The sequence below is a fragment of the Candidatus Eremiobacteraceae bacterium genome (assembly GCA_035314825.1).
GTDB lineage: Bacteria > Vulcanimicrobiota > Vulcanimicrobiia > Eremiobacterales > Eremiobacteraceae > JAFAHD01.
The window spans coordinates 1-25271 of sequence record DATFYX010000089.1 but is presented as its reverse complement, the minus strand read 5'-3'; the positions used below and the strand labels follow the sequence as shown (position 1 = coordinate 25271).

Here is a 25271-nt window from a genome sequence, read left to right as displayed (position 1 = left end):
TGCCGTGTGGGGTTAGTCTTGGTATACTTAAAACTCAGCATTTCTTATGTGACTGCGGCACGTCCCGCGTTTGCGGGCGTGGATAGTATCGGATTGTGATCGATGGACGGAACCCACGAGAAGAAAATGGCGTCATTCGGCAACATCGACCGGCTGGTCGAAGAGATCCCGAACAAGTACTTGCTCGTCAACACCGCACGGGTGCGCGCGCAACAAGTCGTCAACGGCGCGGAGCCGATGGTCGAAGGTGCGAATCCCGAAAAAGCCGTGAGCACCGCGTTTGCGGAGATCTCCGCCGGCAGGCTCGAGCACTCGACCGAACCCGAACCGCGCCCACAAGAATAAACGGGGCCGCGCTCGGCCGCTCTCCGAGGATCACGCATAGCGCGTGATCCTTTTTTTTTGTTGCCTCGGTCAGGGCCAGAACCGCCGCCACGGCCGACGTTCCCGCTGCGCTCCTCCGAACGCTCCGAGGACGTAGAGAAAGAGATTGATGAGCGCGCCGACTGTGAAAATGACAAGCAACATGTACGACTTCAAGAAGCCGGGAGTATCGTCCATCACCGAAGGCGACAGTTGATAGCCAGCCATCGCGGCCACGAGCAGTATGATGATCGAGATCACGGCAGATGCGACTGCACCGTGCCGGTGTGTCGCGCCTAGGCCGGTCTTGTCCACCGCGCGGCCGTCTGCGGCGACTCGTGCACCGTCACTTCGTCGATGCTCACGCGTGCACCGGCGGCTGATTGCAGCTCGCGCGACAGCACGAGCGCGATATTCTCGGCGGTGGATGGCATCTCGGCGAACTCAGCGAGCGCATTGAGGTCGCGATGATCGAAGCGCTCGACCACGCTCTTGAGCACGTTGTAGTCGACGACCATGCCGTGTTCGAGCTGCTGCGCGCTGGCGACGATCCTCACCACGTAGCGATGGCCATGCGTGCGGTTGCACGGTGATTCGTAGGGCAGATCGAGCTTGTGCGCCGCATCGAAGTGGCACTCGAGCGATATGCTGATCAACGCCCCGGCTCCCCGCCCCACAGGATGTAGTGCAGCTGCGGCAGCACGCGGATGTCGAACGCGCTCCAACGTCCGTCCGCAAGCGCCTTCTCCGTCAAGGTCCGCAGCGTCTCCGCATAGCGCTCGCCGCGGCCGGCGCGTGAACTCTCCGGCTGCAAGATGACCGGCGTCGCCGGCGGCAGCGCGTCGCCCAATCCACGCACGCACGCCAGCGCTTCTTCATAATCGCGGTCGTCCGCGATCACGAACTTGAGCTGCATGCGGCCGGGCGCGGCCGCGCAGAATTTCCGCAAGGTCGCAGGCTTGGGCGTGTAGCCCGAGCTTCCCACTTTCGGGCTGATCGAGAACAGCGCCACCTGCGGCAGATCCGCGAAGATCGTGCCGCTGGTCTCGATCGTGACGTGCTTGTCGCGCAATGTGGCGACGAGCGCTCCGACATCTTGCGCGAGCGGCTCGCCGCCGGTGATGACGACAGCTCGCACGTCAGCGCATCGAGCGGCCAGCGCGTCGACGGCCGTTTCGACCCCGGCGTTTCCCTCGAGCGCGTATGGGGTATCGCACCACGCACAACGCAGCGGGCAGCCGTCCAGGCGGATGAACAACGAAGGCGTGCCGATCATCGAACCTTCGCCCTGCACCGAGAGGAAGGTCTCGTTCACGCGCAGCGTCGCGGTGGCAAGCATGCGCGCTTTTTTCGCGTTTGCGCGCGCCCGACCTTGCGCGTTGACAAGGGCGCGCGCGGGCGGCGTCGAACTGCGCACATCCTCTCGTTTCGCCCGATCGTCTCGACGGTCGAATAAATTCGACCGCTCCAGGGGGTGATATCAAATGGCTGCACCTGCCGCCGCAGGCATACGAAACGTGGCGTTTGTAGGACCGCATCACAGCGGGAAGACCACGCTGGTCGAAGCCTTGCTCGCTCACGCCGGCGCGACTCCGAGGAAAGGTTCGGTGACCGACGGCACGTCGACCACCGATCACGATCCCGAATCGCACGCGCATCAGATGTCGGTCACTCCGAGCTTCGCGCACCTGCAGACCGACGGCGTCCGGATCAACATCATCGATTGTCCGGGCGCCGTTGATTTTTTCGAGGAGACGAAGTTCGCGCTATTGGGCGCTGACGCCGCGGTCGTGGTCGTCGAAGCCGACCCTACGCGTATCCCGCAGGTCGAGATCCTGCTCGACCATCTCGAAGCGCGCAAGATGCCGCACTGCTTCGTGGTCAACCGGCTCGATCGTCCGGGCGCGGATTTCCCCGCCACGTACGCGGCGCTGCGCCAGCGCTTCGGCAACCACGTCGTGGCCGAGCAGCTGCCGATCGGTCAGGGTGAGAGTTTCGCCGGGTTCGTCGACGTCGTAAGCCTGAAGGCGTATTCGTACGGCGAGGGCGGTGCCGCTACCCCGAGCACGCTGCCCGAACATTTCGCCGACAAGACGCATGAAGAGCTGCTCGAGGCGCTGGCCGATTACGACGATCATCTTATGGAAGAGATCCTCGAAGGCCAAGAGCCGCCGGCCGAGGAGGTCGAGCGCGACCTGGTCGCTGACGTCAGCACGGACAAGATCATCCCCGTCCTGGTCGCCGCGGGCGTCCGGGGCTGGGGCGCGCCGCAACTGCTCGAAGTCATCGTGCGCCAATTCCCAGACGCGCTGATCACGCCACGAACCGATGCGGACGGCAAGCCGGTCGAGCCGAACCCCGCCGGCACGCTCGTCGCTCAGGTGTGCAAGACATTCGTGCACCCGCAAAGCGGCAAGATCTCGGTGGCGCGCGTCTTCGCCGGCACGCTCACCGGCGACACGCAGCTCACCAGTCCGGCACATCCCGATGCCAAGGAGCGGCCTGGCGGACTATTCGTGCTGCAAGGAAAGAACCAGACCGCGCTGACCAGCGCGGGCCCGGGGAGTCTGGTCGCGATCTCGCGCCTGGAAGCCATGCACACGGGCGACACCCTCACGACGGGCAACGCCAAGACCGCGATGCAGGTACCTGCGCTCGCCAAACCGGCGTTCGCGCTGGCGATCAGGCCGCACGATCGCGCCGACGAGGCCAAGCTCTCGCAGCTGCTCGTGCGCATGAAAGAAGAAGACCCGACCGTGCTGCCTGAGCGCGCGCTGTTCACCGACGAGCTCGTGCTGCGCGGCCATGGCGAGATGCATCTGGCGGTCACCGTCGAGCGCCTGCAGCGCAAGTACAACGTCAAGCTCGACACGCAGCTGCCGAACGTGCCCTACCGCGAGACCATCGCCACCAAGACGCAGCAGCAGGGGCGTTACAAACACCAGACGGGCGGCCACGGCATGTTCGGCGACGTGCACCTCGAGATCAATCCGCAGCCTCGCGGCAGCGGGTTCAAGTTCGACGAGCGCATCGTCGGCGGGGTCGTGCCCAAGCAGTTCCACCCCGGCGTTGAGAAAGGCGTGCGCGAAGCCCTTGAGAAGGGGCCGATCGCCGGATTCCCGGTCGTCGACGTCCACGTCACGCTCTTCGACGGTTCCTACCACACGGTCGACTCTAACGAAGCGTCGTTCCGGATGGCCGCATCGCTCGCGATGCGCGAGGGTCTGCCGAAGTGCCAGCCCGCGTTGCTCGAGCCGATCATGCGCGTCGAGGTGACGGTGCCGACGCACTTCACCAGCGTCGTGCTGCAGCAGGTCTCCGGCCATCGTGGCCAGATCCTCAGCTACGGCGCGAGCGAGTCGCGCAGCGGATGGGACTCCGTCAAGGCGCTGGTGCCGCAAGCCGAACTGCCGCGCTATCTCACCGAGCTGAGAACGGCGACGCAGGGCCTGGGCTACTACGTCGCCGAGCACGATCACTTCGAGTTCGCGCCGCCGAAGGTCACGCAAAACGTGACCGCGGAGCGCAAGGAGGCCGCGGCGGCTCGATGACACACAGCTATTGCCGGCGCGCCGACGAGCCGCGCCACATCACGCGGCGTCCATTCCCGTTGCCGGCGAGCCGGGCGCATTACGCTCCGGACCGGCGTGCGCGCGTCGATCACATCGCGCTCACGCTCGGGTTCGACTTCGCGCGCCGCATCCTGCGCGGCCGGTGCGCGACGACGTTCACCGCCGTGGGTGGCCCGCTCGATTCGCTCGAGCTGCAAGCGGGCCGGATGCGCATCAAGGGCGTGCGCGGCTTCGGCAAAGCGCTGGAGCACGAGCTGGTCGGGGAGACGCTGCGTATCGAGATCCCGCGCTTGACCAGCGGCAAGTCGGCGACCGTCGCGGTGGACTACGAGGTCCGCGATCCGCAGCAAGGCATCTACTTCATTGGTCCGGACAAGGCATATCCGGACAAACCGCACCAAGTGTGGACGCAAGGGCAAGACGCGGACGCCCACTATTGGTTCCCATGCGTCGATCATCCCAACGCCAAGGCGACCACCGAAGTCAGCGCGACCGTGCCGTCGGATTTCTTCGTGCTCAGCAACGGCACGCTGGTCTCGACCGTCGAGGACAAGGCCAAGAAGACCAAGACATATCATTGGAAGATGGACGTGCCCCACGTCACCTACCTGGTGAGCCTGGTCGCGGGCAAGTTCGTCGGACGCACCGACAAGAGCGACGGCGTGCCGGTCTCCTGGTACGTCGAGCCCGGCCGCGAGGCCGACGGGCGCCGCTCGTTCGGCAAGACGCCCAAGATGGTCGACTTCTTCAGCGAGCGCATCGGCGTCAAGTATCCGTACTCGAAGTACGCGCAGATCGCGGTGCGCGATTTCGTGTTCGGGGGCATGGAGAACACCACGTGCACGACGCAGACCGACGCGACGCTGCACGACGCGCGCGCCGCGCTCGACTTCAGCAGCGACGACCTTGTGGCGCACGAGCTCGCGCACCAGTGGTTCGGCGACTTCCTCACCTGCAAGGACTGGTCGCACGCCTGGCTCAACGAGAGCTTCGCGACCTACTTCGACGCGCTGTTCAAAGAGCACGATCTCGGGGCAGACGAGTTCACCTACCAGAACATCGAAAACGCCGACCTCTATCTAAAGGAAGATGCCGAGCATTACAGGCGTCCCATCGTCACCAACGTCTACAACGAACCGGTGGATCTGTTCGACCGCCACCTGTACGAGAAGGGCAGCTGCGTGCTGCACATGCTGCGCCGCCAGCTGGGCGACGAGCTGTGGTGGCGCGCGATCAAAGACTACGTGACGACCAACGCCGAGGGCAGCGTCGAGACGGTCGATTTGGCGCGCGCGGTCGAACGCGCGAGCGGGCGCAACTTCGCGCGTTTCTTCGACCAGTGGGTGTACGGCGCCGGCCATCCGGAGTTCATCGTCTCGTACCGCTGGGACGGGGACACCAAGGCCGCTGTGGTCGACGTCAAACAGACGCAGGCGCAGGCCGACCAAACCGCGCTGTTCAGCGTGCCGGTCGAGCTCGACTTCGGGCTGGCGCGCGGCAAGCGCGAGCGCTTGACCGTGGTATGCGACGCGCGCGAGCAGTCGTTTCGCATCCCGCTGCCGGCGCGCCCCGAGACGTTCGCCTTCGATCCGCGTGCCGACGTGCTCAAGACCATCAAGCTCGACGTGCCGGCCGAGATGCTGCTGCGCCAGCTCGCCCATCACCCCGATGCCGGCGCGCGCGTGGCAGCGGCCCGGGCGCTGGCCGGCAATAATGCGCCCGATGTGGTGGATGGGCTGGCCGAAGCGCTCAAGAGCGACCGCTTCTGGGGCGTGCGCGGCGAGGCTGCAAAGGCGCTGGGCGCCGCGCGCACCGACGAAGCGTTGGCGGCGCTGATCCGCAACGTCAAGGTCGCGCACCCGAAGGCGCGCCGTGCAGTGGCAGAGGCGCTCGGCGAGTTCCGCGGCGAGGAGGCGCTACGCGCGCTCGAGCCATTGGCGCGCTCCGATCGCTCGTATTTCGTCGAGGCGGCCGCAGCGACGTCGATCGGCAAGACCAAGTCTCCCAAGGCGTTCGAGCTCTTGCGCAAGTCGCTCGCCAAAGATTCGTTCAACGACGTCGTGCGCGCGGCCGCGCTGGCCGGCTTCGCCGCGCTCGGAGACGAGCGCGCGGTGCCGATCGCGCTTGATTGGACGAAGTACGGCCGCTCGACGTTCGCGCGCCGGGCTGCCGTGAGCGCGCTTGCGCGTCTGGGCGAGCGCCGTCAGGATGTGGTGGACGCCATCATCGGCTTGCTCGACGACAAGCAGCTGCGCGTGCGGCTCGCAGCCGCTGATGCGCTGGGCGCCATGAACGCCGTGCGCGCGTTGCCCGAGCTGGACCGGCTCTCAGGACTTGAGGTCGACGGGCGACTGCGCAGCAAGGCGCTGGAGTCGGCGCTGAAGATCCGCTCGGGCAGCGCGGGATCCGACGAGCTCAAACGCCTGCGCGAAGACATGGACCAGCTGCGCGCATCGAACGCCAAGCTGCAAGCCAGGCTTTCGGAGCTCGAAGCGCCCGCGCGGCCGGCGGCCGCTCGGGCCAGGGCGCGCCGCTAAGCAGAGCGGACAGCACCTCGCTTGCGAGCCGCATTCGTCAACGCCGATGTGGCGAGTCTTCATTCCGCGTCGCCGCGCGCGCGGGGCGTGCTCGTGCGCGACGGCGCGATCGAAGCGCTCTTCGACGACCTCCCGGCGGGCCTGCCGGCCGACGTGCGCATCGTCGATTGCGCCGGCGGAGCGCTGCTGCCGGGTTTTCACGATTGCCACGTCCATCTCACCGACACGGGTCTGCTTTCGGGTGGCCACGACCTGCACGACTGCCCCGACATCTCCTCGATGCTTCGCCGCGTCCACGACCTCTGTAGCGGTCGAGTTTACTCGACCGACCCTCTCTACGCCGGCAACTACGAGGAGCAGGCGATCGCGCAAGGCCGTCCGCCGACGCGCGCCGAGCTCGACGCCGTCACAGGCGAGGTGCCGGCCGTGCTGTCGCGCGTGGACGGCCACTCATGCGTCGTCAACAGCGCGGCGCTCGCGCGCTTCGAGGTCGCGGCGCTCGACGGCGTCGAGCGCGACGGTGCAGGCGAATCTACCGGGCGCCTCATCGGAGCAGCCAACTACGCGGCCCAGAACGGCGTCATCGCCGCGCTCTCTACGGACGCGAAGCGTGCGGCCGACGAGCGCGCGGCGCAGATGGCATTGCGGGCCGGCATCACGACGGCGCACAACGTCATCGTCGCCGACGAGCCGTTCGAGCGGTTGGCCGAGCATTATCGGCACGACGCCGAGCTGCCGGTCCGCGTCATCTCCAAAGTCTGCTCGCTCGACGTGCGCAAGGTCAAGCGCCTCGGCAGACGTGTGTTCGGCGGGGATATCTTCGTCGACGGCTCGATCGGCTCGCGCACGGCGGCGGTGAGCGGTGAATATCGCGACGGCGCGGGTTCGGGGCGGCTCTATCTCGCGGGCGCGCAGCTGCGCGAGTTGTTCGACGAAGCCGCCGAGCACGGATTGTCCCTCGGCGTGCACGCGATCGGCGATCGCGCGGTCGAGGAAGCGATCGCCGCATGGGAGACCGTGATCGCCGCGCGCGGCGCGCTACCCGGCGTGCGGCCGTCGATCGATCACTTCGAGATCGCGCAGCCTGACCAGATCGCGCGCGCCGGACGCCTCGGCATGCTGCTCTCGATGCAGCCGGCCTTCGATCACCTGTGGGGCGGGCACGGGCGGATGTACGAGCAGCGACTGGGATCAGACGTCGCACGCGGCATGAACCTGTTCGCAAGCGCCAAACGCGCCGGCTGCGTCGTATGCGGGGGTTCGGACTCGCCGGTCACGCCCTTCTCGGCGCTGTTGGGCATCCACAGCCTCGTGAACCACCATGTCGTCGCGCAGCGCCTAAGCGTCGACGAGGCCGTGCGCGCATACACGGAAGACGCCGCGAAGCTCTCGTTCGACGAACACCGGCGTGGCCGGCTCGCCGCCGGCTGCGACGCGGACTTCGCCGTGCTCGAAAAACGCCTCGACGCGGTCGCTCCCGCGACGATCAAGGATATCGACGTGATGATGACGGTGGTCGCGGGCGAGGTCAGGTACTGCGCGCTGGACTAAAGCGCGATCACTTTGCGAGCATGACCGAGCTGGACTTGATCACCGCGGTCACGGCGTCGCCCACTTTGAGCTCGAGCTCCTCGACCGCCTCCGCGGTCACGACGGCGACGATGTGGTTGTCGCCGACGCGCACGTCAACTTTGGCCTGCAGACCGTCGATCGTGATGGACTCCACCACGCCGGGCAGCTTATTGCGCGCGCTGAGCTTCATGCGAGACGCCTCGGGCCGCATCGTCGATCGCGAACGCGGCGCACAGACGCGTGGAAATATCGGGATGGTCGATGTCGGCCCCGAACAGCGCGCGCACGCGATCGAGGCGATAGCGCACGCTGTTGCGATGGAGAAAAAGCGCCTCGGCGCAGCCCGACACGCTCGCGCCGCACGCGTAATACGCGCGCAGCGTCTTTTCGAGATCGCTGCCGCGCTGTTCGTCGGCGCGCCGGAGCGGCGCCAGCAGCCGCCGGCACGCATCCAGCGCGGCGGGATCGCGCGCTGCAGCCGCGGCCGCACGTGCCAGCACGTCTTGCGCCGGGCGCAGGCGTCTCGGAGCGTCCATGCGACGAAAGGTTGCCCGTGCGAAGGGCGCGCCCCTACATGCCAGGGAAGGGGAAGCCCGTGGCAGGCCAGCTCAAGATAGGCTTTTCGTCCATCGTGCGCATCGAGGCGCCGACGACGCTAGGCACGTTCGCCCACATCGCGTCGGCCATCGCCGATACAGGCGGCCACATCGGCGCGGTCGACGTCAGCCGCGTCGGGACCAAACGCGCGATCCGCGACATCAGCATCGACGTCAGCGATGAGGGACATCTGAACGCCGTCGTGGCCGCGATCGCCAAAGTCGAAGGCGTGCGCGTCATCCACGTCACCGACCGCACGTTCTTGGCGCATCTCGGCGGCAAGATCGAGATCAACCCCAAGATCCCGGTGACCAATCGCGAGATCCTGTCGCGCGTCTATACGCCCGGCGTGGCGCGCGTGAGCCTTGCGCTCGCAGAAGATCCATCGAAGGCCTACAGCTTGACGGTGAAGCGCAATATGGTGGCCATCGTGTCCGACGGCACCGCGGTGCTCGGCCTGGGCGACGTCGGGCCGTACGCCGCGCTGCCGGTGATGGAAGGCAAGGCGATGCTGTTCAAGCAGTTCGCGGGCGTCGACGCGTTCCCGATCTGTCTGGCGACCAAGGATCCCGACGAGATCGTGCAGACCGTGCTCAACATCGCGCCGGTGTTCGGCGGCATCAACCTCGAAGACATCTCATCGCCGCGCTGCTTCGAGATCGAACGGCGCTTGAGCGAGGCGCTCGAGATGCCGGTGATGCACGACGACCAGCACGGCACTGCGATCGTCATCCTCGCCGCGTTGCTCAACGCGCTCAAAGTCGTGCATAAGAACATCGGTGACGTGCGCATCGTGATCAACGGCATCGGCGCGGCCGGCTCGGCGTGCGCGAAGATCCTGATCTCCGCCGGCGCCGGCGACGTCATCGGCGTCGATCGCAACGGCGCGCTGGTCGCGGGTCGCGACTACTCGGGCAACGAGATGATGCAGTGGGTCGCCGAGCACAGCAACAAGGGGCGCCGCTCGGGTCCGCTCGCGACCGTGCTTGAGGGCGCCGACGTGTTCATCGGCTTGTCCGCGCCGAACATCATGAACGTCGACGACCTCAAACGCATGGCCAAAGATCCGATCGTCTTCGCGATGGCCAACCCGTTGCCGGAGATCGCGCCCGACGTCGCCGAGCCGTACGTCGCCGTGATGGGCACGGGTCGTTCGGATTATCCGAACCAGATCAACAATCTGCTCGCGTTCCCCGGCGTCTTCCGCGGTGCGCTCGATGCGCGCGCGCGCTGCATCAACGAGCCGATGAAGCTCGCCGCGGCGCATGCGATCGCATCGGTCATCGCGCCCGAAGAGCTTTCATCCGAATACATCATCCCCAGCGTGTTCGACAATCGCGTCGTCGAAGCGGTCAGCAAAGCGGTCGTCAACGCGGCGTACGAGTCCGGCGTCGCGCGCAAGGCGCCGGCGGGTGAGGACCTCGAAGCGGACGAGCGCCCGCAGGTCCAGCTCTAAGAGAGGAACGGCGCCGCCGGGGGGTAACCGATAGGGTCATGAAGAGCGAGCCCCGCATCCGCGCGGCGTTGCCCGAAGGGCTGACGCCTGCGATTTTGCGCGAGATGTACGCGAAGATGGTGCTGACGCGCCAGTGCGACGACCGCGCGTTCGCGCTCAACCGTCAAGGCAAGATCCCGTTCGCGGCGACCTGCCAAGGCCACGAAGCAGTGCAGGCCGGCGCGGCCTTTGCGGTTCGCCGCGGCACGGACTGGATCGTGCCGTATTACCGCGATACGTGCCTGGCGCTGTCCGCCGGCGTGACCGCCAAAGAGCAGCTCATGTGCCTGTTCGCGCGCAAAGGCGACATCTTCTCGAGCGGCCGCCAGTTCCCCAATCACTATAGCGTGCCCGACCGCAACATCGCGAGCATCTCGAGTATCATCGCGGCACACGTGACGCACGGCGTCGGCATGGCGCTGGCGTTCAAGATGCGCAAGGAGCCGGCCGTCGTCCTGATCACGTTCGGCGAAGGCTCGACGAGCGAAGGCGAATGGCACGAAGCGCTCAACTTCGCGAGCGTGCACAAGACGCCGTGCGTGTTCTTGTGCGAGAACAACGAATACGCGATCTCAGTGCCCCAGAAGATGCAGATGGCGATCCAAAACGTCGCCGATCGGGCGGCCGGCTACGGCATGCCGGGCGTGATCTGCGACGGGACCGATCCGGTGGTCACCTTCTCGTGCGTGCACGAAGCCATCGAGCGGGCGCGCCGCGGCGACGGGCCGACGCTGGTCGAAGCCAAGTGCTACCGCGCGATGTCGCACACGTCCGACGACAATCAGCTCACCTATCGCACGCCCGACGAGATCGAGGCCGTCAAGGCGCGCGACCCGATCCCGAAGTTCGAGGCGTGGCTCAAAGACCGCGGGCTTGCCGATGATGCGTTCTTCGCGGAGACGCTGGCCGCGGCGCAGAAGGAAGTCGACGAAGCGACCGACTGGGCCGAAGCGCAGCCGCCGCCCACAGAAGCGGATCTGTACACCCACGTCTACGCGTCGGGGCCGTTGTCGTAGATGGCGACCAAGACCGTGCTCGAAGGCGTGCGCGACGCCATGTACAACGAGATGGTGCGCGACGAACGCGTTTTCATCATGGGCGAGGACGTCGGCGCGCGCGGCAACGTCTTCCTCATCACGCAAGGCTTCATGGACAAGTTCGGCAGGCAGCGCGTCATCGACACGCCGCTGGCCGAAGCGTCGATCGTCGGCGTCGCGATCGGCGCCGCCATGGCGGGCATGCGCCCGATCGCCGAGATCCAGTTCGCGGATTTCATCTATCCCGCATACAACCAGATCGTGGGCGAGGCGGCCAAGGTCCGCTATCGCAGCGCCGGCGGCAACTCGTGTCCGATGGTGATCCGAACGCCTTACGGCGGCGGCGTGCGCGGCGCGCTCTCGCATTCGGTCAGCGTCGAGGCGCTGTTCTACCACGTGCCGGGCCTGAAGATCTGCGTTCCGTCGACCCCTGCGGATGCCCAAGGGCTGCTCACCAGCGCCATCCGCGATGAAGATCCGGTGATGGTGCTCGAACACAAGAAGACGTATCGCCTCATCAAGGGCGAGGTGCCCGACGGCGACTACACCGTGCCGATCGGCAAGGCCGCCATCGCGCGCGAAGGCAAGGACCTCTCGGTCATCACCTACGGCCTGATGCGCCACTTCGCGGTCGAGGCGGCCGAAAAGCTGGCCGCCGAGGGGATCGACGCTGAGGTCGTGGATCTTCGCTCGATCCGGCCGATGGATAGAGAGACGGTGCTCGCCAGCGTCACCAAGACGCGGCGCGCGCTGATCGTGCACGAGGACAACAAGTTCGGCGGAGTCGGCGCGGAAGTCGCGGCCATCATCGCCGAGGAAGCGCTGTTCGAGCTCGACGCACCGGTGCGCCGGCTGTGCGGGCCGGACGTGCCGGCGATGGGATATGCGAAGGAATACGAAGAGGCGTTCATGCCGAGCGCGGAGCGGATCGCAGCCGCGATGCGCGACCTCGCCGCCTACTGATATGGAGCGGTCGAGTTTACTCGACCGTATGGAGCGGTCGAATTTATTCGACCGAATACAATAGTGCCACGAGTGCTGATGCCGCAGCTCGGCGAGACGGTGACAGAAGGCACCGTCGGCCGTTGGCTCAAAAAGGCCGGCGATCAGGTCGCCAAGTACGAGCCGTTGCTCGAGGTCGAGACCGACAAAGTCGCCTCGGAGATCCCCTCGCCGTTCGCAGGCACGCTATCCGCGATTCTCGCCGACGAAGGCGCGACGGTGCCCGTCGGTGCGCCCGTGTGCGAGATTCTCGCAGCGGGCGAAGCGCCGGGTGCGCCGGTGCCCGCACCGGCACCGGTCGCAGCCGCACCCGCCCCCGCTGCAGCCGCGCCGCTCGCAGTAGCGCCACCTGAAGCAGCACCTCAACCGACCGTTGCGCCGCCCGCATCCGCTCCGTCGGTACCCGCTCCCGCAGTGAACGCTCCGGCAGCCACTGCACCGGCCGCAGCCGCGGCGGTAGCAGCCGGTGATGCCGGACAGAACAATGGCGCTCGTCATTCACCCGCAGTGCGCAGGTTGGCACGGATGCACCACATCGATCTTTCCGGCATCGCGGGTTCCGGACGCGGAGGGCGCCTGACGGCGCGCGACGTCATGTCGCACGTCGAGAATACCGCGCAGGCCAGTGCGAGCACCGCGCCATCGGTGCCAAGAACTGCGCCAGTACCGCCGCCTTCCGCGGTCGTGCCGGCTGCCGCCGTCAAACCGAGCGCGCCGGCGCATCCGGGCGCCCCGCCTCCAGCCGCACCACTGCCCGCGCAGGTGACCGCACCGGCAGCAACCCCATCCGCGGCGCCGATCAAGGTCGCGGCATCAACCGTGCAGCCGCTGCCGATCGCGCCGCCCGGACCCGAAGACACCGTCATACGGCTTTCGCAGATGCGCAAGACGATCGCCGAGCGCATGGTGCTCTCGAAGACGACGATTCCGCACGCATGGTCAATGGTAGAAGCCGACGTCACCGCGCTGGTCAAGTGGCGCAATCAAGAGAAGGACGCATTCAAGGCGCGCGAGGGCGTGAACCTCACTTATCTGCCCATCGTCATCCAGGCGGTGTGCGGCGCGATCCGCGAATACCCGATGGTCAACGCGACCTGGGCGGGCGATTCGATCATCCAGCGCCGACACATCAACATCGGCGTCGCAGTCGACGTCGACGAGGGGCTGGTCGTGCCGGTCGTCAGAGACGCGGATCGCTACAGCCTCGCGGGCTTGGCGACGACCATCAACGAGCTGGTCGGGCGGGCGCGCGCGCGCAAGCTCACGATGGACGACCTCACCGACGGCACCATCACAGTAGATAATACCGGCAGCCTCGGCAGCATCGCGTCGGTGCCGATCATCAACCCCCCGCAAGCCGCCATCATCACGACCGAGGCCATCGTGCGCCGGCCGTGGGTGGTCGACGACGCGATCGCCATCCGCCACATCATGAATCTTTGCCTCGCGCTGGACCACCGGGTCCTGGACGGCGCGGTCGCGTCCCATTTCCTGCAAGCCGTCAAAAAGCGGCTGGAAACCTACTCCGGCTAGGCCCGTGGGCAGGGCCGTTTCAAGGGGAAGGGACGCTCGGACCGTGCGCGAAACAGGCGCGGGTAGTCAATCGCAAAGTTGCCTTTGCGAGTCTCGCATCCTTGAGGAAAGGACCTCTATGCGGATGAGCTTCTCACGTTTAGCCGCGCTCGGGCTTGCGCTTTTGGCCGGGGTAACTTTGGCGTCCTGTGCCAGCAGCAGTGCTCCGTTGCCGGCGACCGGTCCGAACCCGCAGACCTTCACCTTCCCCGGCGGCGCGGCGCGCATCGAGTTTATCCAAGGTTCGCCCAACCTGAACCTTACGGTGACCAACACCGATCTGTATATAGACAACAAGCTCGCGTTTCCGAATTTCTCTTACCCGTACGCCCTGCCGAATCCGGCGAATAGCGGACCCGTGATCGTCGGACCGGTGACGCCGTTCATCGCGCTGCCGATCGGCGCGCACGACTTCAAACTCGTGCAGCACGGCACGCTCTCCCCGGCGTTTCTCGATGCGACGATCACGTTGAAGGCCGGCCAGAAGATCGCCCTCGTCGCTGAAGGCGATGCCGCCTATCACACGACGCAGTGGGCGGAGTGGCTGCTGCCCGTATACGCGACTCCCGCCGGCATCCGCGCGACGAGCGTGTTCAACGCGTCGCCGAACGCGAGAGCTAACGTCGACGTCTGGTACAATTGCAACGCCCCGGCGCTGTGCGGTGATGGCACCCACTCCGGAACGAAGCTTGCATCTGCCCTCGTGCTCGGCACCGCCGCTGCGCCTGCGGCGAGCTGGGCGAACAACGTTGTGCTCAAGTCCTCGACGACAGGCAGCTATTGCCTCGCCACCTATCCCGCGGGCGGCGCCGGGCCTCCGCTGACGGCTCTTAACGTGGCGGCGGGACCGCCATACGCGAACATCCCACAGGTCGGACCCGCAGCGAATGATCCGCAGAACGCTGCGTGTTTAGCCGGCCAATCCGTTGCGATCGGTCCGGGAACGGATACCGATTTCTTCGTCATCGATGCGCCGAGCGTAGCGCCGCTGGTGCCAGCGAATGGGCCCAGCGCCATGCTACAAGTCCCCGATCAAAACGGCTAGACGCAGCCGCGACACGCGACGAACGGCGCCCAGACCGGGCGCCGTTTTCTTTTCCCTTAGCGCAGCTCGCGGATGTCCGGACGCCGGGCGATCACAGCGACCGCAAGAATCAAGACGGCACCGCCGAGCGCGAACGCGACGGGCAACGACGTGACGCTGGCGATCGAGCCGAGCAGCCACGATCCCAACGGCATGAAGCCCAAGAAGATCATCGTGTAGATGGACATGACGCGGCCGCGCATCGCCATCGGCGTATGCGTCTGCAAGATCGTGTTCGCCGTGCCCAGATAGAGCATCGCCGCGACGCTCAAGCCCGCCAGCACGAGCGCCGCTGCCCACAGCGCGTGGGTCGCGCCCAACAAGGCGAGCAGCGCGCCCGAGGCGGCCGCGGTGGCCATCAGCAGCTTGCCGCGTGGGGCCCGGCTGCCGACGAAGGCGGTTGCGATCGATCCAGCAAGCGCACCGGCGCCGGCCACGGCCATTAGGATGCCCAGCTGGCGCGCATTGGCGCTCAGCTGCGCCTTGGCGAACGCCGGCAGCAACTGGATATAGGGGCGCGCGACCAGCGCCTGCAGAGCCGAGAGCACGACGACCGCGAAGATCAGCGCGTTGGCCCGGACGTACAGGAAGCCTTCGATGACGTCGTGCCAGATGTCGGTCTGCGGCCGGTCGGCGACAGGCGGCTTGGGCTTCATCAGCAGCACCGCCGCGAAGACCGCCATGTACGACACCGCGTTGACGTAGAAGCAGTCGGCGACCCCATACGCGCTGACGATGATGCCGCCCAGGGCCGGGCCGATGATCGCCGGGCCGTTGAAGGCGGCGGAGTTGAGGCCGATCGCGTTCATCAGCTCGCGCTTGCCCACGAGCACCGAGACCAGCGACTGGCGGGTGGGCGCCTCGAACGAGCTGACAGCCGCGGTCAATGCCGCGATGAGAAGCACATGCCAGACGCGCACGATCCCCAGTTGCGCGAGGACGCCAAGCGATAGCGTGAGCAGGCCCAGCGCCAGCTCGCAGACCGCGAGGATGCGGCGGCGGTCGCGCCGGTCAGCCAGCGCGCCGGCGAAGCCCGAGAGCGCGAAGACAGGGATGGCCCGGACGAAGCCCACCAGGCCCAGGTAAAGCGACGCGAGAGCGGCATTGGGCGCGAGTTCGACGACCAGCCAGCCCTGCGCGAGGATGGCCATCCAGCCGCCGATATTCGAGACCAGCAGGCCGAACCAGAGCAGCCGGAACTCGCGATAGGCGAAGGCGCCGAAGCGCTCGAGGGCTTGTTGGCTCGGGTGGTCGGTGAGTTCGGGCGAAATGGCGTCGTGCGGGATCGAGGAGGACACGTCTCACGCATTTCGCGCGCGGCCGGCACATTTCCGGTCGAGTAAATTCGACGGTCGAGTAAACTCGACCGCTCCACGGAGCGGCATAAACAGTAACGACCGGGCGTGAGCCCGGTCGTAACTGGTCTGGTCGATGGCGCTGAAGCCTCATTTTCGGTCCGGTCAACGGCCGTTGCCGGTCCGCTTACTTTGGCTTTACTGGGACGCGATCCCCAGGTCCATCACTAGGCGTGAGCCTAGTCCCCAACGGCAGGGGTACCATTCCCGAGGCGCTCAGCTCTGTGCGATTGCACTCGCACCATCCGTTGTTGCTTCGCTTCCCCGGCACCGCGGTCGGTGTAGTGGCAGTATACAATCCATCGTTAATGAAGGCAAGCCGAACGACTGTTCCTTTTGCAAATAAATTGTGGATAAGCCGCGATTCGACAGAAGTTCTTGTGGACGTGTTGTGGATAGGCGGTTCATGCAAGCGCTTCGCCGATCGTTTCGACTCCGAATGCGAGCTGTTCGCGCGTGATGACGAGCGGCGGAGACAGCGAAAGCACGTTGTTCTCCGGTCCGCCGGCCAGCACGACGACGCCGCGCCGCAGGGCTTGGGTGACGGCGCTGCTCGCTCGAGATGCATCGGGCTCGCGCTGATCCTTGACGAGCTCGATTCCCCACATCAGACCGCACCCGCGCACGTCGCCGATACCAGGACCCACCTTCTGCGCCGCCGCTTTCAAAAGGCCCCCGAGGTACTCTCCGTTGGACGCCGCGCGCGCCACCAGCCCGAGCCGCTCGATCTCGGCGATCGAAGCCAAGGCCGCGGCGCAGCCCGTCGGATGTCCGAGGAAGGTGCTGGTGTGGATGGCCTCTCCGTGCGAGGGCGGCCACGCGTCCATCACCCGTTCGCTGCCGATGCAAGCGGAGATCGGGAAGCCCGACGCCATGCCCTTGCCCACGCACAGCAGATCCGGCACGACGCCGGCATGCTCGCAGGCGAACCAGCGCCCCGTGCGCCCAAACCCGGTATAGACCTCGTCGACGATCAGCAGCAGCTTGCGGCGGTCGCACAGCTCGCGCAGATCGAGCAGCCAGTCGAACGGCGCGTTGACGTCGCCGCCCCGGCCTTGGATGGCCTCGACGATGACCGCGCCGATCGTCTCGCCGGCCTGGCTGTCCATCACTTCCTCGACGAAGCTCAAGCACGCGGTCTCGCACGACGGGTAGGTGAGCGCGAGCGGGCAGCGATAGCAGTACGCGTAGGGGACGCGGGTCGCAAAGCCGCCGAGCTGGCGCGCGAACGGCTTGCGGAAGAAGTCGCGATCCGTGACTTCGAGCGCGCCGTAGGTCAGCCCGTGATAGGCGCCGGTGAAACACAGCACGCCCGGCTTGCCCGACGCGAGCGTCGCAGTCTTGAGCGCGGACTCCACCGCCTCGGCGCCGGTCGAGGAGAGGATCACGCGCTTGGGACCGTCGCCCGGCGCGAGCGCGCACAGCTTTTCGGCCAACGCCACTTTGACCTCATTGGGATGCACGTCGCCGATGCCGTGAAGCAGCAGCCGGGCCTGATCGGCGACGGCCTCGACCACCTGCGGATTGCTATGCCCGGTGGCGGCGACGCCGAAGGCGGCGGTGAGGTCCACATACGTGTTGCCATCCACGTCGATGAGATTGGCGCCCGCGCCGCGCTCGAAGAAGACCGGAAAGCGTTCGCTCGAGAAGGTGATGTTCGGGGTTTCGACCTCGCGCAGCCGGCCCATCAGCTCAAGGCTGCGCGGGCCTGGCGGCTCGACGACGATACGGCCGAGCTCCTCGCCGTTCACGGCGCGTCGTAACGGTCGAATGAATTCGACCGCTCCATAAAATCTGACAGCCGCGGCCGGTGGCCGAACGGCGGACGCTGCATCTGCCCGAGCGCGCAGATGCGCAGCGCACCCGAGCGCCGCAGCGCATCGAATTCGGCTTGCGTCGTCCGCGGCGCGATCCCGACGGTCTCGACGGCGCGCCCATAGTACTTCAATTGCGTGGTGACGTCGCGCGCACTGGGCGCGTGTTTGACGACGACGATGCGCCCGAATCCGGCGCACGTCGGCTGGCCGAACGGCTCGACCGCGACGACGAATTCCGGCACGCCGTCGCGCAGCGGCCCGCGCAACAGCGTGTCCAGCCCGTGCGGGAGCGGCGCGATGGCGGTAGCCGCCAGACGCCGCACGAAATCTGAGACCAGAGCAGCTTCGTCTGGTCCGAAAGGCGCGCGCGCAAGGGTGGCTCCGAGCGAGGCCAGGGCTAGCCGCAAGGCGTGGGCGAAACGCAGCGCTCTGCCTGGGTCGCCGGCCACGTAGATGGTCTGCGGCGACATGCAGCCGCGCTGATCGAACATGCACACATCGTATGCCGCCGCGCTCGCAGCGTCTCCGATGTCCGCGCCGGCATGAACGAAGCCCAGGCTGTACGACTCGCCGTAGCCGACGAGGTCGCGCTCGCCCGCCCGCGCGCGGATCTGGGCGATCGTGGCGTCTTCACCGAACGCGATAACCTTGTCCACACGCGCGAGCTCTGCGGCTTCGGCCTCGATATCACCGCCGCGCCAATGGCTCGCTTCAAGGATGCCGGACAGCGGCGGTCCAGCCGCCTCGAATTGGCGGACCAATATCTCCGCGAGATGCCGCTCCGCGCTCGACGCCTTCAAGATGGCGCGTGCGCCTGCCACCGCAGTGCAAAACGCCGTCTGGATGACTGGTCCGATGACGTTGCCCGGCAAGATGACTAATGTAGTAGCGCGTTTTTCAAACGCGCCGGCGCGTTCAGAGAACGCCCTACTACAGAGTTCGAGCGCGCGGGGTTCGTCGAGGTCCCAGAGCGCGTTGTCGAGCGCCTCCTCGACCACCGCCGGCGCCCACGTGCCGCCGGCGAGCGCCACGCGCGCCTGGATCCGCGGGGCTGAATCGAGATTCCGCCACTGCGCGGCCTCAGCCGCGATCGCGCCCGCGCGTTCTCGGACGGAGACGATGTGCGTCGTCACGATCGGCGCTCGACCGGCGCTGCCCGCTCGAGCGCCGCGTCGACCGCGATGCTGCAGCCCTTGGGCGGTTCGCCCGGTGCGCGGCCCAAGAGTTCGAATCCGCCATCCATGCGGCGGGCGAGATCGCCGGTCAGCACCGACGCCACCGAGCCGCGATTGCTCAGATCGAGGACCTGCAGCAAGCCGGGCTCGTCGTCGAACCGCGGCGCGCCGGTGACGCGATCGACGATGAGCGCGCGCGCCCAGTGCGGGCCGACTTTGAGATGCAACCGCGGCGTGCGGCCCTGCATGGCGTCCTCGAGATTGGCGTCGTACCATTGACTGCCGAGCTCGCACATGCCGTATTCCGAGACGCACAGCTCGCGCGGCACGCCCAGCACGCGTTCGAACCAGCCGTACAACTCGTCGCGCCCGACCTCGCGCGACTGGCCCTTGAAGCCCCCGGTTTCGACGACGCGGCTGCCACGAGGCAGTGCAAAGCGCAGACCCGCGCCGGCGCAGCGGTCGAAGAAGTGCACGAAGCCGAAAGCGGTACCTACCACGAGAAGAGGCTGCGCGGCGCCGCGTAACGCGGCGGCCACCGCTTCGAAATCGAGCTCGTCGCCGCGCAGGTAGAAGCCATCGTCAGGCGTGCCGTAGACCTGGGCGATCTTCGACAGCATGTACGACAGCGAGGAGCTGGGAGCGTCGTCGAAAGACGGAGCCAGCGCGACGAGCTGCATCGCGTGCGTGTCGGGGAGCACGCGCTGGCGGAAATGCGCAAGCAGCGATGCGTCGTAGAGCGCCGTGTCTTCGAGTTCCAAACGCGAGCGCGCGTCGCGCGTCGTGCCGCTCGACACGAACGTCTGCCGCGTGCGCTCGGGCGGGAAACACGCCAGCCGGAGCTGCGCGAACACCGACGTCGGGATGGCGGGCACGTCGATCCAACCTCGCACAACGTCCGGGGTGCGCCCAAGTCGATCGCAAAAACGCCGGTACGGTCCGTTCGTTTCGTACTGATAGGTGAACACCTCGAGCGCGATGCGCTCGAACGCCGCATCATCCGCGTCAACGCACTCGATGAAGCGCAAGATGCGCCGATCGAGCTCGTGCGCGCGAAGCTGTGAAGCCGCGACAGGTCCGTCGAGTTGCACGATGCCAGCGTTTTTGACAGGACAACGGCGTTCTCATCCGAAGCCGAAACGCCGGCCGCGCCGAAAGAAACGACAGCACACGCATGCATCAGCTCAAGACCGGCTTGACGTCGAGCACCAGCTACACCGCTACCGAAGAGCGGCTGGCGGATCGCTATGGCAATCCCGGCATCCCGGTGCTCGCCACGCCGCACCTGGTGCACTTGGCCGAGGCCGAATGCGTGCGCTGCGTGCTGCCCTTTCTGGCGCCCGGCGAGGCGACCGTTGGCATCCGCCTCGACGTGCGCCATCTCGCGGCGACGCCGGCCGGCATGCCCTTCACCATGCGCGCGACGCTCAAAGAGATCGACCGGCGCAGGCTGGTCTTCGACGTCGAGGCGCACGACGCAGTCGATCTGTGTTTTGCGGGCAGCCACGAGCGCTTCATCATCGAGTCGAAGCCGTTCTTGGCGAAGGCGATGGAAAAGGGCAAGCGCGCGTGATCATCGAGACCATCCCCGTCGGCATGCTGATGTGCAACTGCATCATCATCGGCGACGAAGCCACCAAAGAGGCGATCGTGATCGACCCAGGCGACGAGGTCGAGCGCATCAGCGCGTTGCTCGACCGCCACGGCTTGCGCGTACGCGCCATCGTCGCGACGCACGGGCACATCGATCACGTCGGCGGCATCGCCCGGCTCAAGGAGCTGACCGGCGCGCCCGCGATGATGCACGAAGCGGATGTGCCGATGTACGAGAACGTCGCGCTGCAGGCGCAATGGCTGGGCGTGCCCGCGCCGCCGGTCACCAAGCTCGACGGCTATCTGCGCGACGCGCAGGCGCTCGAGTTCGGCGGCAGCAAACTCGAGGTGACGCACACCCCAGGCCACTCGCCCGGCAGCGTTTCATTCGTCGTGCCGCAGGACGTGCCGCTGGTCTTCGCGGGCGACACGCTGTTCGCCGGCAGCATCGGGCGCACCGATCTGTGGGGCGGCTCGATGGAGCAGATCTTGCGCTCCATCCGCACGCGCCTGCTGCCCATGCCCGACGACTCGATCGTCTTGCCGGGCCACGGACCGCGCACGACGATCGGCACCGAACGAGCGTCGAATCCGTTCCTGGTGGAGAAGTGATATGTCGGAGAAGATAGGCGACACCATTCCGCCGCCGCTGCGCTTTGAGATGGGCGCGCCGGAACAAGCCGGCGAGCCCGTGCGCGCGTTCCTCCTGGTGACCGTGGACGGCGACGACCAGTCGCGCGTCGCGGTGCTCGCGCCGGGCGAGGTCAAAGCGCTGGACGAGCGGCGCATCACGTTCGTCGTGCACGCGCAAAGCACGACGCAGATGAATCTGCGTCGCCGTTTGCGCGCCACGCTATGGTGCGTGCTCGACGGAGCCGCCTACTCGCTGCGCGGCGGCGTCCAGCCGATAGGAGAGCATGACGGTCTCGCGACGTTCGAGTTGAGCGTCGCTGAAGTGCTGCGCGATTTCTATCCAGACGCGCCCATGATCGCCGGGCCGACGTTCCGGCGCTCGCATTAGAAGGGTGATCGGGAGTGTTCGGTTATGTGGTTTCGTAAGATGCGGACAACGCTCGCTGTCACCGCTGCGAGCGCGCTCGGCCTCGCCGTCGTCGCACTCGCCACGAGCGCGGGTGCCTCGACGACCGGCCCATCGCCTGCGCCGACGCCCAGCAGCGAGTCCTTGATGCTCAACCCGCAGCAGTGGACCCGCGGCGACGAACAGCAAAAGGAATCGTCGCTGAGCGCCATGATCGCGCTCTACAAGATCGGCTGGGTCCACGGGTACTTGTCTCGCTCGCAGCGCGACGCGCAGGCGCTGCTGCCCAAGGATGAGCCGGTATTCGCGCGTCCGATCGCCGTCTACGTCCAGGAGCTCACGGCGTATTACAAGAGCAGCTCATCGCACATAGCATTCGCGAGCGCGGTGAGCTGTCTGGCTAGCAATCTGACGCAGTCGGAGATCGCCACCTGCGGCAGCGATTTCCCGTTCAATAAGTAAGCGGAAGAACGAAAGCCGGAGCGGGCTACGAGGCGAGGCCGCTGGCGAACGACGCGTGCACGCGGCGCGCGTCTTCAGGCCGGGTCACCACGGCAGCCAACCTGCTGACCGAGGTCACTTCGAACAGTTTGCGGATGGCCGGGTTGGCGCAGATCACGACGGCGCGAGCACCGACCTCTTCGAGTTTGCGCAGGGCGGTGACCAGCGCGCCGAAGCCGCTCGAATCGGCGTCTTCGACCGCCGACATGTCGATCGTGCAAGCGCGGGTGCCGGCCTCGATCAGCTTGGCGATGGCTCGCGAGAAGCGTCGCGACACGGACGAATTGAGCTCGCGGCCCACGACGATAGTGTCCGTGGCCTTGATGGCGCGGCGCGAGGCGAGTAGTGATGCTGTATTGTTCATAACGCTTTGTGATCAGTCTACCGGACTACGCTGTAGATGTTACGAGAATAAGGTGAAAGCGAGGTTAAACGGCGAGGAGAACTCGCTGCGACCAAAGTCGCAGGTCTTTCGGTCCGCCTGAGATGACGCTGGGAGCTGCTTGCCGGGCCCCTAATTCAGCTTCGCAAACGCGTCGGCCGCCGTGCCCGCTTTCGAGCCCTTGCGGTAGTTGTCGATCGTGATCCGCAAGGCCTCAAGCACGCGCTCGGGATAGTCTTTCTTGCGCTCGGGATAGCCGCCCAGGTAGGCTTCGATATCGGCCGGCGCGATGGAGGCGGCCTCATCGACTGTCTTGCCCTTCGCCAGCTCGGTCAGGATCGCGCAGGTCGCGATGCCAAAGCCGCAGCCGGTCGTGAAATAGGAGATGTCCTCGATGCGATCGCCTTCGCCGACTTTGAGGTAGATCGTGTACATGTCGCCGCACGAGTCGGAGAAGTACTCCCCCGTCGCCGATGGCTCGGCCATCTGGGCGAACCCAGTGCGATTGGTCACGAGTTCCTGGAACTTGGGGAAATCCATCATTTGCCTCCGGTTGCGGGGATGGCGAATTCGCAGGTGTCGTCGCCGCGGGCGATCGACAGGCGCTGTTCGGCTTTGGCGGGTAGGACCTCTTCCATGAGCGCGTGGACGACCGAGCACACTTCGGGGTTGGTCGCAACCGTGTCGCGGAAGGGGCAGGTGTGCTCGCGCAGCACAAAGCCGTCTGGCGCGGACTCGTAGTCAGCCACCACGCCCTGCTCGCGCAGGATGGCCGTCAGCTCGGCGACCCGCTCCTGTAGGCCCTTGCCCTCGAAGCGCCGCGCGTACTTGCGGGCCGAGCGCTGACCGATGCTATGGAAGATCTCTTTGACCTTCTCGCGGCCCTGCGTCGCGCCGATCTCCTCGAGCACCGCGTTGAGCAGCGTGCTGTACCGTTGCGGGAACAGACGGCGGCCCTCGGCGGTCAAAGAGAACACGAGGCTGGGTTTGGTGGGTCCACGGCGCTCGGTAGCTTCGACGACCAGCCCGTCGCGCTCAAGCCGCGCCAGATGCTGGCGGATGGCGTTGTTCGTGAGCTCGTGGCCGGCCGCCAGCTCCGCGACGGTCTGGGGACCGCGGCGCTGCAGCGACTCGACGATCCGTCCGCGCGTCGATTGGAAAAAGCTTGCTTCTCGCATAGTCGTGCCAGGGTTCCCGGCAACCTTAGTATAAGGCACTATTGCAAGAATTTCAACATTTATCTATACTATCTATACCTCTATCTCTTGCACGGTCGAATAAATTCGACCGCTACATCCCCGAAAGGACCCCATGGCTGACGTCATCCTCGAGGTCAGGGACCTCCACGTCAAGGTCGGCGACAACGAGATCATACGCGGCATCGACCTCACGATCGAGCGCGGCACGGTCCACGCCCTGATGGGCCCCAACGGCTCAGGCAAGAGCACGCTTTCGCTGGTCCTCATGGGCCATCCCAAGTATGCGGTCACGCAAGGCGACGTCATCTTCCAGGGCCGCAGCATCCTGGAGCTGCCCCCCAACGAGCGCTCGCTGGCCGGCATGTTCTTGGCCTTCCAATACCCGTCGTCGGTGCCCGGCGTGAGCGTCGCCAATTTCATGCGCAACACGCTGATGGCGCGCCACAAGGGCGATGCCCCGCTGACGCCCGCCAAGTTCAAAGCGCTGCTCGACAACGCGGCCGCCAAGCTCAAGATCGAGACCAAGGTGCTGGGCCGCTACGTCAACGACGGCTTCTCGGGCGGCGAGAAGAAACGGCTCGAGATGCTGCAGATGCTCGTGCTGCAGCCCACCCTCGCGATCCTCGATGAGACGGATTCGGGACTTGACATCGACGCGCTGCGCATCATCGCGCAAGGCATCGAAGCCCAACGGTCGCCCGAGCATTCGATCCTGCTCATCACGCACTACCAGCGCATCCTCAACTACGTGAAGCCCGACAAAGTGCACGTGCTCGTCAAAGGACGCATCGTCAAAGAGGGCGGGCCGGAGCTCGCGCAGGAGCTCGAGCGCACCGGTTACGACCCGATCATCAAAGAATTGGCAGCGGTGTAATATGGCGCTCGAAGAGAAACAGCTCGTCGACAAAGATTATAAGTACGGCTTCCGCGATCAGACGGATAGCTATTCGTTCAAGTCGCGCAAGGGCATCGATCACGATATCGTCGAGCAGATCTCGCAGATGAAGAACGAGCCGCAGTGGATGCGCGAATTCCGCCATCGCTCGCTCGACATCTTCCTGTCCAAGCCGATGCCGGCATGGGCCAAGAACGAAGTGCTCGAGGCCATCGACTTCGACGACATCTACTATTATATGCGTGCCTCCGACCGCGAGGGCAAGACCTGGGAAGACGTGCCCGAGGATATCAAGCGCACGTTCGACCGTCTCGGCATCCCCGAGGCGGAGCGCAAGTTCTTAGGCGGCGTCACCGCGCAGTACGATTCCGAAGTCGTCTACCACAGCATCCGCAAGGACCTCGAAGCCAAGGGCGTGCTGTTCTCGGACATGGACGCCGGCCTGCGCGAGCACGAGGACATCGTGCGCAAGTATTTCGCGACC

27 protein-coding genes are annotated in these 25271 nt (G+C 66.1%); 15 read left to right on the top strand and 12 right to left on the bottom strand.

Going from position 1 to position 25271, the window contains the following annotated elements:
• Positions 1-102: 102 nt before the first annotated feature.
• Positions 103-345, top strand: a complete 243-nt coding sequence (gene rpoZ / locus VKF82_12755; protein HME82926.1) for a DNA-directed RNA polymerase subunit omega — start codon at positions 103-105, stop codon at positions 343-345.
• 69 nt (positions 346-414) lie between these two features.
• Here the strand turns inward: rpoZ and VKF82_12750 are convergent, their stop codons facing one another.
• Genes VKF82_12750 through VKF82_12740 form a run of 3 tightly spaced genes read right to left on the bottom strand, consistent with a single transcriptional unit; the run spans position 415 to position 1780 of the window.
• The gene (locus tag VKF82_12750) at positions 415-624 is read right to left on the bottom strand and encodes a hypothetical protein (GenBank protein HME82925.1); all 210 of its coding nucleotides are present in this window, start codon (positions 622-624) and stop codon (positions 415-417) included.
• Positions 625-659: 35 nt separating this feature from the next.
• A complete protein-coding gene (locus tag VKF82_12745) occupies positions 660-1019 on the bottom strand; it encodes a 6-carboxytetrahydropterin synthase (protein ID HME82924.1) in 360 nt (119 codons plus the stop codon).
• Complete coding sequence (locus VKF82_12740; GenBank protein ID HME82923.1) at positions 1016-1780, bottom strand: 7-carboxy-7-deazaguanine synthase QueE; 765 nt, start codon at positions 1778-1780, stop codon at positions 1016-1018. Before VKF82_12740 ends, VKF82_12745 begins: the two co-directional genes overlap by 4 nt.
• Before the next feature lie 67 nt (positions 1781-1847).
• On the opposite strand from VKF82_12740, the gene VKF82_12735 reads away from it, so the two are divergent.
• The 3 genes from VKF82_12735 to VKF82_12725 are packed head-to-tail and all read left to right on the top strand — an operon-like array spanning position 1848 to position 8023.
• Positions 1848-3914 carry an elongation factor G gene (locus VKF82_12735; GenBank protein ID HME82922.1) on the top strand — a complete coding sequence of 689 codons (2067 nt, stop codon included), beginning with the start codon at positions 1848-1850 and terminating at the stop codon, positions 3912-3914.
• Positions 3911-6472: a M1 family aminopeptidase gene (locus VKF82_12730; protein ID HME82921.1), complete on the top strand. Its 2562-nt coding sequence runs from the start codon at positions 3911-3913 to the stop codon at positions 6470-6472. The genes VKF82_12735 and VKF82_12730 overlap by 4 nt, the downstream gene beginning before the upstream one ends.
• 21 nt (positions 6473-6493) lie before the next feature.
• Positions 6494-8023 carry an amidohydrolase gene (locus tag VKF82_12725; protein ID HME82920.1) on the top strand — a complete coding sequence of 510 codons (1530 nt, stop codon included), beginning with the start codon at positions 6494-6496 and terminating at the stop codon, positions 8021-8023.
• Between the two features lie 7 nt (positions 8024-8030).
• On the opposite strand, the gene VKF82_12720 is transcribed toward VKF82_12725, so the two are convergent.
• Both VKF82_12720 and VKF82_12715 read right to left on the bottom strand, forming a co-directional pair.
• The gene (locus tag VKF82_12720) at positions 8031-8234 is read right to left on the bottom strand and encodes a TOBE domain-containing protein (GenBank protein ID HME82919.1); all 204 of its coding nucleotides are present in this window, start codon (positions 8232-8234) and stop codon (positions 8031-8033) included.
• Positions 8212-8580: a helix-turn-helix domain-containing protein gene (locus VKF82_12715; GenBank protein HME82918.1), complete on the bottom strand. Its 369-nt coding sequence runs from the start codon at positions 8578-8580 to the stop codon at positions 8212-8214. The genes VKF82_12720 and VKF82_12715 overlap by 23 nt, the downstream gene beginning before the upstream one ends.
• 59 nt (positions 8581-8639) lie before the next feature.
• Here VKF82_12715 and VKF82_12710 point away from each other — a divergent pair, with 59 nt between their 5' ends.
• The 5 genes from VKF82_12710 (at position 8640) to VKF82_12690 (ending at position 14792) form a co-directional block, all read left to right on the top strand.
• Positions 8640-10097, top strand: a complete 1458-nt coding sequence (locus VKF82_12710; protein HME82917.1) for an NAD-dependent malic enzyme — start codon at positions 8640-8642, stop codon at positions 10095-10097.
• Positions 10098-10135: 38 nt separating this feature from the next.
• On the top strand, positions 10136-11152 hold the full coding sequence (locus VKF82_12705; GenBank protein ID HME82916.1) for a thiamine pyrophosphate-dependent dehydrogenase E1 component subunit alpha: 1017 nt from the start codon (positions 10136-10138) through the stop codon (positions 11150-11152).
• Positions 11153-12136: an alpha-ketoacid dehydrogenase subunit beta gene (locus tag VKF82_12700; protein HME82915.1), complete on the top strand. Its 984-nt coding sequence runs from the start codon at positions 11153-11155 to the stop codon at positions 12134-12136. It abuts the gene before it with no gap.
• A gap of 63 nt (positions 12137-12199) precedes the next feature.
• Positions 12200-13708, top strand: a complete 1509-nt coding sequence (locus tag VKF82_12695; protein ID HME82914.1) for a dihydrolipoamide acetyltransferase family protein — start codon at positions 12200-12202, stop codon at positions 13706-13708.
• A gap of 124 nt (positions 13709-13832) precedes the next feature.
• Positions 13833-14792: a hypothetical protein gene (locus VKF82_12690; GenBank protein ID HME82913.1), complete on the top strand. Its 960-nt coding sequence runs from the start codon at positions 13833-13835 to the stop codon at positions 14790-14792.
• Positions 14793-14848: 56 nt separating this feature from the next.
• On the opposite strand, the gene VKF82_12685 is transcribed toward VKF82_12690, so the two are convergent.
• The 4 genes from VKF82_12685 to VKF82_12670 all read right to left on the bottom strand — a co-directional run bounded on the left by VKF82_12685 (position 14849) and on the right by VKF82_12670 (position 20269).
• Complete coding sequence (locus VKF82_12685; GenBank protein HME82912.1) at positions 14849-16129, bottom strand: MFS transporter; 1281 nt, start codon at positions 16127-16129, stop codon at positions 14849-14851.
• A gap of 461 nt (positions 16130-16590) precedes the next feature.
• A complete protein-coding gene (locus VKF82_12680; GenBank protein HME82911.1) occupies positions 16591-17937 on the bottom strand; it encodes an aspartate aminotransferase family protein in 1347 nt (448 codons plus the stop codon).
• Entirely contained in the window at positions 17934-19136 is a 1203-nt protein-coding gene (locus VKF82_12675) for an aldehyde dehydrogenase family protein (protein ID HME82910.1), read from the bottom strand. The genes VKF82_12680 and VKF82_12675 overlap by 4 nt, the downstream gene beginning before the upstream one ends.
• Positions 19133-20269, bottom strand: coding sequence for a hypothetical protein (locus VKF82_12670; GenBank protein HME82909.1), 1137 nt, complete (start codon positions 20267-20269; stop codon positions 19133-19135). The genes VKF82_12675 and VKF82_12670 overlap by 4 nt, the downstream gene beginning before the upstream one ends.
• Before the next feature lie 83 nt (positions 20270-20352).
• Here VKF82_12670 and VKF82_12665 point away from each other — a divergent pair, with 83 nt between their 5' ends.
• From VKF82_12665 to VKF82_12650, 4 genes are read left to right on the top strand one after another with little or no spacing between them, the layout of a single operon-like run.
• Positions 20353-20751, top strand: a complete 399-nt coding sequence (locus VKF82_12665; GenBank protein HME82908.1) for a thioesterase family protein — start codon at positions 20353-20355, stop codon at positions 20749-20751.
• The gene (locus VKF82_12660; protein ID HME82907.1) at positions 20748-21383 is read left to right on the top strand and encodes an MBL fold metallo-hydrolase; all 636 of its coding nucleotides are present in this window, start codon (positions 20748-20750) and stop codon (positions 21381-21383) included. Before VKF82_12665 ends, VKF82_12660 begins: the two co-directional genes overlap by 4 nt.
• Position 21384: 1 nt before the next feature.
• Positions 21385-21792: a hypothetical protein gene (locus tag VKF82_12655; protein HME82906.1), complete on the top strand. Its 408-nt coding sequence runs from the start codon at positions 21385-21387 to the stop codon at positions 21790-21792.
• 39 nt (positions 21793-21831) lie between these two features.
• Positions 21832-22272 (top strand): hypothetical protein, encoded by a 441-nt coding sequence (locus VKF82_12650; protein HME82905.1) that lies wholly within the window; start codon positions 21832-21834, stop codon positions 22270-22272.
• A 25-nt stretch (positions 22273-22297) separates the two neighbouring features.
• Here VKF82_12650 and VKF82_12645 read toward each other — a convergent pair whose 3' ends face one another.
• The 3 genes from VKF82_12645 to VKF82_12635 all read right to left on the bottom strand — a co-directional run bounded on the left by VKF82_12645 (position 22298) and on the right by VKF82_12635 (position 23871).
• A complete protein-coding gene (locus VKF82_12645; protein ID HME82904.1) occupies positions 22298-22675 on the bottom strand; it encodes an STAS domain-containing protein in 378 nt (125 codons plus the stop codon).
• A gap of 150 nt (positions 22676-22825) precedes the next feature.
• A complete protein-coding gene (locus VKF82_12640; protein HME82903.1) occupies positions 22826-23236 on the bottom strand; it encodes an iron-sulfur cluster assembly scaffold protein in 411 nt (136 codons plus the stop codon).
• Positions 23233-23871: a helix-turn-helix domain-containing protein gene (locus VKF82_12635; GenBank protein HME82902.1), complete on the bottom strand. Its 639-nt coding sequence runs from the start codon at positions 23869-23871 to the stop codon at positions 23233-23235. The genes VKF82_12640 and VKF82_12635 overlap by 4 nt, the downstream gene beginning before the upstream one ends.
• 133 nt (positions 23872-24004) lie before the next feature.
• Here VKF82_12635 and sufC point away from each other — a divergent pair, with 133 nt between their 5' ends.
• Entirely contained in the window at positions 24005-24766 is a 762-nt protein-coding gene (gene sufC, locus VKF82_12630; GenBank protein HME82901.1) for a Fe-S cluster assembly ATPase SufC, read from the top strand.
• Between the two features lies 1 nt (position 24767).
• On the top strand, positions 24768-25271 hold a 504-nt coding region (locus VKF82_12625), incomplete at its 3' end, for a Fe-S cluster assembly protein SufB (protein HME82900.1).

Bases quoted from the DNA above. Each gene is read 5' to 3' on its own strand.
- VKF82_12635 (HME82902.1), bottom strand. From the start codon at position 23,871: ATGCGAGAAGCAAGCTTTTTCCAATCGACGCGCGGACGGATCGTCGAG.
- VKF82_12690 (HME82913.1), top strand. From the start codon at position 13,833: ATGAGCTTCTCACGTTTAGCCGCGCTCGGGCTTGCGCTTTTGGCCGGG.
- VKF82_12705 (HME82916.1), top strand. From the start codon at position 10,136: ATGAAGAGCGAGCCCCGCATCCGCGCGGCGTTGCCCGAAGGGCTGACG.
- VKF82_12655 (HME82906.1), top strand. From the start codon at position 21,385: ATGTCGGAGAAGATAGGCGACACCATTCCGCCGCCGCTGCGCTTTGAG.
- VKF82_12700 (HME82915.1), top strand. From the start codon at position 11,153: ATGGCGACCAAGACCGTGCTCGAAGGCGTGCGCGACGCCATGTACAAC.
- VKF82_12730 (HME82921.1), top strand. From the start codon at position 3,911: ATGACACACAGCTATTGCCGGCGCGCCGACGAGCCGCGCCACATCACG.
- VKF82_12640 (HME82903.1), bottom strand. From the start codon at position 23,236: ATGATGGATTTCCCCAAGTTCCAGGAACTCGTGACCAATCGCACTGGG.
- rpoZ (HME82926.1), top strand. From the start codon at position 103: ATGGACGGAACCCACGAGAAGAAAATGGCGTCATTCGGCAACATCGAC.
- VKF82_12645 (HME82904.1), bottom strand. From the start codon at position 22,675: ATGAACAATACAGCATCACTACTCGCCTCGCGCCGCGCCATCAAGGCC.
- VKF82_12650 (HME82905.1), top strand. From the start codon at position 21,832: ATGCGGACAACGCTCGCTGTCACCGCTGCGAGCGCGCTCGGCCTCGCC.
- sufC (HME82901.1), top strand. From the start codon at position 24,005: ATGGCTGACGTCATCCTCGAGGTCAGGGACCTCCACGTCAAGGTCGGC.
- VKF82_12715 (HME82918.1), bottom strand. From the start codon at position 8,580: ATGGACGCTCCGAGACGCCTGCGCCCGGCGCAAGACGTGCTGGCACGT.
- VKF82_12720 (HME82919.1), bottom strand. From the start codon at position 8,234: ATGAAGCTCAGCGCGCGCAATAAGCTGCCCGGCGTGGTGGAGTCCATC.
- VKF82_12665 (HME82908.1), top strand. From the start codon at position 20,353: ATGCATCAGCTCAAGACCGGCTTGACGTCGAGCACCAGCTACACCGCT.
- VKF82_12735 (HME82922.1), top strand. From the start codon at position 1,848: ATGGCTGCACCTGCCGCCGCAGGCATACGAAACGTGGCGTTTGTAGGA.